The organism is Fulvivirga kasyanovii (assembly GCF_009711405.1).
Lineage (GTDB): Bacteria > Bacteroidota > Bacteroidia > Cytophagales > Cyclobacteriaceae > Fulvivirga > Fulvivirga kasyanovii.
The window spans coordinates 1-9,482 of the sequence record NZ_SMLW01000418.1; the positions used below are offsets into that span (position 1 = coordinate 1).

The following is a 9,482-nucleotide window of genomic DNA, read 5'->3' on the forward strand; positions in this document are numbered from 1 at the left end:
TATTTGGTTCCGTGGTTTCAGGAAGGAATGGGTTGGGTACAGATTTTACTAATACAGTTGGATTATTCATCAACACATTACCCAAAAGAATTAAGTTTAACAAAGGAGACAAGTTTGAAAACCTCTGCCGAAAAACCCAAAGAGATGATTTTCAATCCCAGCAATACAACTTTTTATCTTTGGACCAAATAAAAAGGGAAACAGGCCTACCGCATGATCCCATAGATCATATCTTGATAATTCAGAATACACCCTTTAAGCAGCAAGATTCGAGTAATGCTTTTACCTTCAAAAATGTCATAACTGATCATAATACCAACTACGATCTATCCGCTTCTGTTCTAATAAGCGATCAGCTAAAATTTGTATTTGCGTATTATCAAGACTCCTTTAGACCTGGTCAAATTGAACTATTGGTGAATTGTTTTAAAAATATGTTTGACCAACTTATTTCTAATGAGAAGGTCGGTATAGAACAATTAAAGTTATTATCTCTAAAAGAAGAAAGGGCTATGATTAAGAGGGGGACTGGTACCAAAGTGGAAATGCCTGGGAAAAGCCTCTCAGATTTGATAAGTCAATCATATAACACATTCAAGGATAGGAATGCTATTGAATTCAAGGGCAGGTACATGTCTTACCAGCAATTGGAGAAAAAAGTAAATATGCTCTCAGGTCTTCTGTTTGATGAATATAAAATTATTAAAGGACATCACGTAGGGATTTATCTAAAGAAATCTGAAGATATGATTGTTGCTGTTCTGGCGCTTTTAAAATTAGGTGCTGTAATAGTTCCCATTGATTCGAAATACCCAATTAAAAGAGTTGAGAAAATGCTAAAGATCAGCGATTGCAAGTTGCTGGTGACATCACAAGATCTAAAACAGCTCAGTAATTTCTCTCTAAGCCGTTGTTATATCGACGCTGCAACAAAAAAGCAAGACAATACGGAAATTATGGTAAAGACCACGTCAGAGGATCCTGCCTATATTATTTTTACGTCAGGTTCTTCAGGTGAACCTAAGGGAGTTGAAGTGAGTAATAAGAGTATTGTTAATTACCTTACTTGGGCTAATGAACATTATTTCAATAATGAAATTGGAAACGATTTTGCTTTTTTTACTTCAATATCATTTGATCTTACATTAACTAGTATTTTCACCACTTTACTAAGAGGAGACTCAATAGTAATCTCCACCGAAGAACTTGATCTGCCAGATATTATTAGGGACATTTTTGATAATACCACCGAGGTCAACACGGTTAAAATGACACCATCTCATGTGAATGTTTTGAGGGATATCAATCTTAATTCTACTAATGTAAAAACTGTAATACTTGGGGGTGAAGAATTGAAGGCTTCACAAGTTGCCACCTTGAAGCAACTGAACCCTGAGATGAGAATTTTTAATGAATATGGCCCAACCGAAGCCACGGTGGGTTGTAGTTATAAGGAAGTGAGTAAGGGTGGGTCTATCAACATCGGTAGCCCAATATTTAATACTTCACTTTATGTTCTGGACTCTAGCATGCATTTTCAACCTATCTGGGGTAAGGGTGAGTTGTATATAGCCGGAGACTGTTTAAGTAATGGTTATTTTAATAATCAAAGCAAGACGAATGAAAGCTTTTTAGAATTTCAATACGATACTGATGCATTTCTAGTGTATAAGACCGGTGATATAGTGAGTTGGACAAATGAAAATGAATTATTACTACATGGACGAAGAGATAATCAAGTTAAGCTTAACGGACATAGAATAGAATTAAAGGAAATAGAGTTTCAATTAAATGAAATACCAGAAATAGATGAAGCAGTAGTTATAACCCAAAAGGTAAGGAGTGATCTGCAAATAGTTTCTTATTATACGGTTAAGAACTCCAGAATATCGGAAGAACAGATCATCTCTTTTCTTAGCGATCGGCTCCCTAACTTTATGATCCCTGCGGCCTTCAATTGTGTGGCGTCTTTTCCCCTAACAGCTAACGGAAAGATTGATATCTCTCAATTGACTTTGAATAAAAGAGATAAGGTAATAGTGCTTCCTAAAAATGAGGTGGAAAGCCAGGTTAGAGACATTTGGGCAGATGTATTAAAAATAAGCCAGGAAGACATTAGTACCGATGAGGACTTTTTTAAACTGGAGGCTAATTCATTGATAGCTATTAAGCTTCTAATTAAAGTAAATGATCTAATTAGTAAAGAGATCAAATTGACTGACTTGTATGACAACAGAACAATACAACAACAAGCCAAAATTTTCAAGCCGTACATGACCGAATTGGCAGTAAGTGAGGGCTTAAAGAAATCAGAGAAAAAAGAATATTATCAATTATCTAATTCGCAAAAAAGGTTGTTTGTTTTAAATCAGCTTGACCGCGAATCTTTGAGCTATAATATTTCGGCTGGTTTTGATGTACTTGGTGACATAGATATTCAGAGACTAGAGGAGACTTTCAGAGAACTCTCTCTTAAACACGAGATATTAAGGACTAAGTTTTTTACTCATAATGGTCATCCTGTTCAACTTGTACTTAATAATCAACCAATAAAAGTTGAATATTTTGAAAGTGCCGACGCTGAGACTCACGGCATTCTGGAGAAGTTTTTTAGACCCTTTGACTTAGGTAACCCACCTTTGATAAGAGTAGGCTTGATAAAAATGGATACTAGTAGTTATAAGCTAATCATAGATATGCATCATATTGTTTGTGATGGTATCTCCGTAGATTTATTTGTTAGAGATTTTATTAAAGCCTATGATGGAGAAGATATTGGAAAAGGGAATCTGCAATATATTGATTATGCTGTGTGGCAAAATTCTTATCTGACTTCCAATGCTTATTCCACCGCGAAGGAATATTGGAACGAGAAATTCAAAAACTATTCTCCTCAATTAGGGTTGCCTATTGATTTTAAAAGACAATTGGTCAGAAGCACTAACGGATTATTGAAAACTTATCAGCTCTCAAAAAATCTGACTGCCAAAATCAGAGGAATGGCTGAACAGTTAGACGTTAGTTTATACACTCTGCTTTTATCAAGTGTAGGTCTATTATTGGGCAAATTGGGAAATAGCGAGGAGGTGGTATTGGCCACTTCAGCCAGCGGAAGGGATCAATCAGGGCTTGAAAATATAATGGGTATGTTTGTAAATACTCTTCCGATGCGTTGTGTGATTAATCGCAATAATGACTTTAAATCTCTGGCTGTTGATATGCAAAGAATGGTTATAGAGTCCCTGGAACATCAGCAATATTCTTTTGAAAACCTAGTGTCTGATTTAGAGTTAGAATTCGACGCCTCACGAAACCCGATTTTTGATGTAATGTTTGTTCTTCAAGAGGATTGGGAAAGGGCTTTTGAAATTCCAGATATGGTTTTGAAGCCAATTAAAATAGATAAAAAAGTAGCAAAATTTGATTTGACGATTGAATGTGTTGCAAAGGAAGAGAGACTAGAATTTAATATGGAGTACAATACTGATATTTTTTATGAGGAAACCATTGATAGATACTTTGAGTATTTGCTAAATATCATAGAAGATGCCTGCAATAATCCGAATAAAAGATGTGCAGATATTCAGATATTGTCTAAACAAAATTTAGATCAAATTTTATTTGAATTTAATGATACAAAAAAGGCTTACTCTGATGATACTACTTTACATGAGTTAATTGAACAACAAGTGGAACGAGCTCCAGATAGAGTAGCCGTTATAGCCGCAGGAGAGAAAATAACTTATAGGGAACTTAATCGAGAGGCTAACAGAATTGCGCATTCCTTAATAAATGCCGGTCTTAATAAAGGGGAATTGGTAGGTATCTTTTTAAGCCGGAGAATTGAGATGGTAGCTTGTGTGCTAGGTGTTTTAAAGGCAGGTGGAGCCTATGTTCCATTGGAACCAAACCACCCTAATAGTAGACTATCTAAGATCGTCAGATCACTAGAGATGTCGTATATAATTACAGAATCAGACAAAATCTCAAGGGTAAAGGTTATGATTGAGTCTTCGAGCCCTATTTCGAATATATTATGTGTCGACATTGATTCAGCCGAAGATATCGAATCCTTAGAAGAGGATATTGTTCGATTAGTGGGTAAAGATGAATTGACGAGTCTATCTTCAGAAAATCCGAGGCTTATTTCGTCTGCCAACGACCTTGCCTATGTGATTCATACTTCAGGTTCCAGTGGTCTTCCCAAAGGAGTTCTGGTTAGGCATAAGCCTGCTGTTAACCTTATCGAATGGGTCAATAATACCTATGATATAGATGAGAAGCATAAACTGCTCTTTGTAACCTCACTTGGGTTTGATTTATCTGTATATGATATTTTTGGTATTCTTATAGCTGGAGGAATAATTAGATTGGCTAGTGAACAAGAGATTCAAGACTCTGAGCAAATTTTAAATATATTATTTGAGGAAGAAATTACATTTTGGGATTCTGCGCCCGCTGCCATTCAGCAGGTTTTACCTCATTTGGCTAAACAAACATTTAATGGTAAAAAGGGAATACTAAAAAGGGTTTTCCTTAGTGGTGATTGGGTACCACTAAGTATAAAAGAGGATCTAGAATCTCATTTTGACCATGTTGAAGTAACAGCTTTGGGAGGGGCAACGGAAGCTACTATTTGGTCTAATTACTTTGAAGTCGATAAAATTGACCCTAACTGGTCGAGTATTCCTTATGGAAAACCAATCCAGAACGCCAAATATTATGTCTTAGATCAAGACTTGAACTGCAGCCCAATCGGTACTCCTGGTGACTTATATATTGGAGGGGAATGCCTGGCAGATGGATATATCAATGAGGTAGAATTGACTAATTCTAAATTTATTAAGAATCCTTTTTGTCAGAATGAGATCATATACCGTACAGGAGATAGGGCCCGGTGGTTTGCGGATGGAAATCTAGAATTTTTAGGGCGGTTAGATTCTCAGGTTAAATTGAGAGGATATAGAATTGAATTACGTGAAATTGAAACTCAACTAAAGCAACACAATAGAATAGGAGACGTGGTTGTTGACATTCGTACCTTAAAAGGGGAAAAAGAAAGAAAAATTTGTGCTTATTATACTGCATCATCTGAAATAGACAGTAGAGAACTCAATAACTTTCTGTCCAATGAATTGCCGTATTATATGGTTCCTTCATATTTTGTTAGGATAGACAGCATTCCGGTGACTGTTAATGGGAAGATGGATAAGAAATCACTGCCTGAACCTGACTTAAATCGAACCGCCATTAAGTCAATACCGAAAACCCCACTAGAGCAAATGGTTGTGGATATTTGTGGTCGCATACTTAAGGTAGCCCCTGAAATAATCTCACTAGACGCTAGTTTTGCTCAGCAAGGTGGAAATTCAATCGACGCTATAAATCTTGTTACAGAAATTGAGAATCGAATTTCCATAAAAATTAATTTAATTGAAATTTTCAGATTGTCGAGTTTACAAGATTTATGCAAAGAGATTGAGGGTTATCAAGTTATTAACGACCATGAAATTTCGGGCGGGGAGCTGGATGAGTTAATAATTTAAAAAGCCTAAAATGGATACTTTTAAGCTTTCAATATTGGCTAGGTGGTCCATTTCTGACCGGATAATATTTGCTTTGATTTGTCGAAAGTTCAATTAGAACCTTTGATTCATATGAATAAAGTTTCTGCAAAAAGTCAAACATTTCTTAAATAAGTGACTTCATTAATCTAATCTGATAGTGATAAATATGTTTATGCACCCAACAGATCACATAAAAAAACTTCGTGACATCGGAGTGACGTTGGTACTTCATGATGAAGGTCTGAAAGTAATTGGATTAACCAAAAATCTTACTCCAGATTTACTGCAAGAAATCCGAGATAATAAACAAGAGTTGATTTCTTTTCTCAAAAGAGCCACTTCAGCCTTCGATGATAAGAATATCAAAAAAGCTTCAAGAAAGCCTCGTTATCCGCTGGGTCAGCAGCAAGAAATACTTTATTTAATAAACAAACTTGACCCTCATTCAGTCTCTTATAACCTTCCAAGCTGTTATGAATTTAAAGGGCAAATTGATGTTGACAAAATAGAGTCTATATTTCAATTGATATTGGAAAGACACAATAGTCTAAGAACATATTTTGAAGAGAATCAGGAGGGGGTTTTTCAATACATATTAGAATCTATTGATTTTAGGGTAGAAAGAGGGGAGTTAAAAGATGTTGAATCTTACTATCCCATAATTGATAGTTTTATCAAACCATTTAATCTTAAAGAAGCACCTCTTTTAAGAGTAAAGGTGGTGAAGTTAGGAAAAGAAAAAGGTCTAATTTTATTCGATACCCATCATATTGTAGTAGATGGAAGATCTCAAGAGTTAATAGTTCAAGAATTCATCTCTTTATATAATGGTTTAGAGTCGAGACCTGTTAAATTTCAATTCACTGATTATAGCGAATGGCAGAGAAGTAACGCTTATTTAGCACACTTCAATGAGCACAGAGCTTATTGGCTAAATGAATATGAGGATCGAGTTGAATATTTAAAGTTAGCTACACTCAAAGCCAGTAAAGATAAGCAAGAAGTTAAGGGTAATTACATCAGTTTCGTTGTTGGGAATAAAGAGATTAATAGGGTAGATTATCTTGTACGTCGTCTGGGGGTTACGCGGTTTACGGTGCTTTTTTCAGTGTACAGTGCTTTTTTATATCTTATCTCAAGGCAGAGTAAATTTGCAGTAGGTACCCCTTCAAACGGCCGGATGCAAAAAGAATGGGATGGAGTGATAGGGATGTTCGTGAATACATTGGCTATCAAAATGGACATTGACAAAAACCATACCTTTGAAAGCTTTGTCCTTAAAGTGAGTGAAAAGATTTCATCTGCATTGGATAACCAAAGTTATCCAGTTGAAGAAATTGCTAAAGAGCTGAAAATTCCGGTTGAGAAAGGTAAGTCTCCCTTATTTAATATTTGGTTTTTCTATAATGAGAGTTTTGACTCATCTGTAAAATTGGCTGATGCAATATTGACCAAAATTACTCACCGCCCAAAGTACGTCAAATGGGATTTGATTTTGGAATGTATTGAGCGAAATGACAAGTTAGAATTTTTATTTAGTTATCCTGATAATCGCTTTAGCCAGCAATCCATTAGTTACTATGTACAATTGTTCAAAAGAATATTTAAGTCAGTATTAAGAGATTCAGGTCAATTATTAAATGAGATTGCACTTCTCAATAAAGAGGAGAAAGCCTCCATAACTGTAGACTTTAATAATACGGAAAAGGAGATAGACAAAAATAAGACCGTGATTGATTTAATAATTGAAACTGCTTTAAAGTTTCCAAATAAAACTGCGGTCAAATACGGTGATCAGAGTATTTCTTATCTTGAACTTAACAGGCAATCAGATTGCATTGCAAAACGTTTACTTAATGACGGCGTATCAAAAAATGATATCGTAGGCATTATGCTAGAGCGATCTATCGAGCTTATTACCACTATTTTAGGAGTGCTTAAGTCTGGAGCAGGTTATTTGCCTTTAAACCCAACAGATCCTGTTGACAGAATATCCTTTATCTTAGAGAATAGTAATTGTAAATTATTAGTGACAGAAAGTGCTTTTTCAGGCTCAATTGAAGATGAAAGAATTAAAATCATTACTTCTGATCAATTAGCCGGTCAGAATGAAGTAATTGAGCCACAAAATGTGAATTTAAGTAAGGTTGATAAAACAGCTTATGTTATTTATACGTCTGGGACTACTGGTCTGCCTAAAGGAGTAAATGTTGGCCACGGATCTTTAAATAACTATGTTAATTGGGCTTCTAAACAATATGTCAATGATCAACGGTGTGATTTTGCCTTGTACACATCGGTTTTCTTCGACATGGTAATCACCTCAATTTTTGTTCCGTTGATCTCCGGTAATTGTATCCATATTTACAGACATGATGATAATGACTTTCTCTTGGATGATATTCTCATTGATAATCAAGTCCAGGTTATTAAGTTAACACCCACCCAACTAGGGTTATTAGTTGAACAAGACGAATTGAAAAAAAAATTGACCAATGCCTTAGACTCTAGTTTGATGAGTATCATAGTTGGAGGCGAATATTTTTCAGCGGAACTTGCAAGCAAAGCATCTCAGTTTTTTCCAAAGTCAATTAATATTTATAATGAATATGGCCCAACAGAGGCCACTGTAGGATGTATGATCCACAGGTTTTCAGATAAAGATAAAAACAAAGCTTCGGTACCAATTGGTAAGCCTATTGATAATGTTCAGTTATTTGTTCTAGACGATTTTCTAAGGCCATTACCTTTTGGTATTCCAGGAGAACTGTATATATCAGGTGAAGCACTGGCTTTGGGGTATATTTCATCGGAAAAATTAAATAACGAAAAGTTCATCGAGAGCCCGTTTATCAAAGGGCGTAAACTTTATAAAACCGGTGATATCGTCGTCATGTCTCAAGAGCTGATATTAGAATATATTGGCAGAGTAGATGATCAGGTAAAAATTAGGGGTTATCGAGTAGAAACAGGGGAAATTGAAAATAATATTCTGAAGCTTCGCGATATTGATTCTTGTGCGGTTATCACTAAAAATGACTCAAAAGGTGAGGCCCAATTACATGCCTATTTTATTTCGAAGCGACCAGTAGACCAGTTGACTCTTAGAACGGAGCTTTCTAGGAGTTTACCTGCTTACATGATTCCATCTATTATCACGCCAATAGATAAACTGCCAACCACGGCAAGTGGTAAGGTTGATAAAGCAGCCTTGGCAGAGTACTCACTGCTAAGAGAGGGAAAACAACCGCTCAGTGAGTTAGAAAAAAGAATGTTTCTGCTTTGGAAGGAAGTATTGGGTGTTGACACTTTTGGAATAGATGAAGATTTTTACCATATAGGTGGTGATTCTATTAGAGCAATTAGACTTATTTCAAAAATTAATAAGGAGTTCAAAATCAAAATCGGGGTTAAAGATTTGTTTAATAACCCTACCATAGAGGCTATAATAAGAGTGCTGTTATCTTTTGAAAATAATAATCCATTATCGAAAGAAAGAAACATTGTTCTCAATGAATTTAACACCTTAAAAGAAGCATATCTTCTGGAAAACGCCGATAAACTGGAGGTTGAAGATGTTTTTCCAGTTAGCGATATACAAGTGGGTATGATCTTCCATACTTTGAAGGATCCTGAATCGACTTTTTATCATGATCAAATGGTTCACCAGGCATATTATGAGAATTTTGATATTGGTCTATTCTCCAAAGCTTTTGATCTTCTTTGTAATAAACACGCTTCATTAAGGACCTTCTTTGATGTATTGTCAGATGAAACACCTGTGCAAGTTGTATTAGAAAAAGTGTATGAGAGTCTTGGGTATTACGACATCAAACATCTTGAAGTGAACGAGCAAAAAAAGTATATCCAAGAATACCTAGACAATGATCTGAAATCACCTTTTGATGTTTTTAA

2 protein-coding genes are annotated in these 9,482 nt (G+C 35.4%); both read left to right on the forward strand.

Features of this window, described 5'->3' with window-relative positions:
- Positions 1–11 precede the first annotated feature (11 nt).
- On the forward strand, positions 12–5,546 hold the full coding sequence (locus E1163_RS05880; protein ID WP_343033762.1) for an amino acid adenylation domain-containing protein: 5,535 nt from the start codon (positions 12–14) through the stop codon (positions 5,544–5,546).
- Positions 5,547–5,739: 193 nt separating this feature from the next.
- Positions 5,740–9,482 (forward strand): non-ribosomal peptide synthetase (locus E1163_RS05885; protein WP_185155983.1); only part of this gene is annotated, 3,743 nt, incomplete at its 3' end.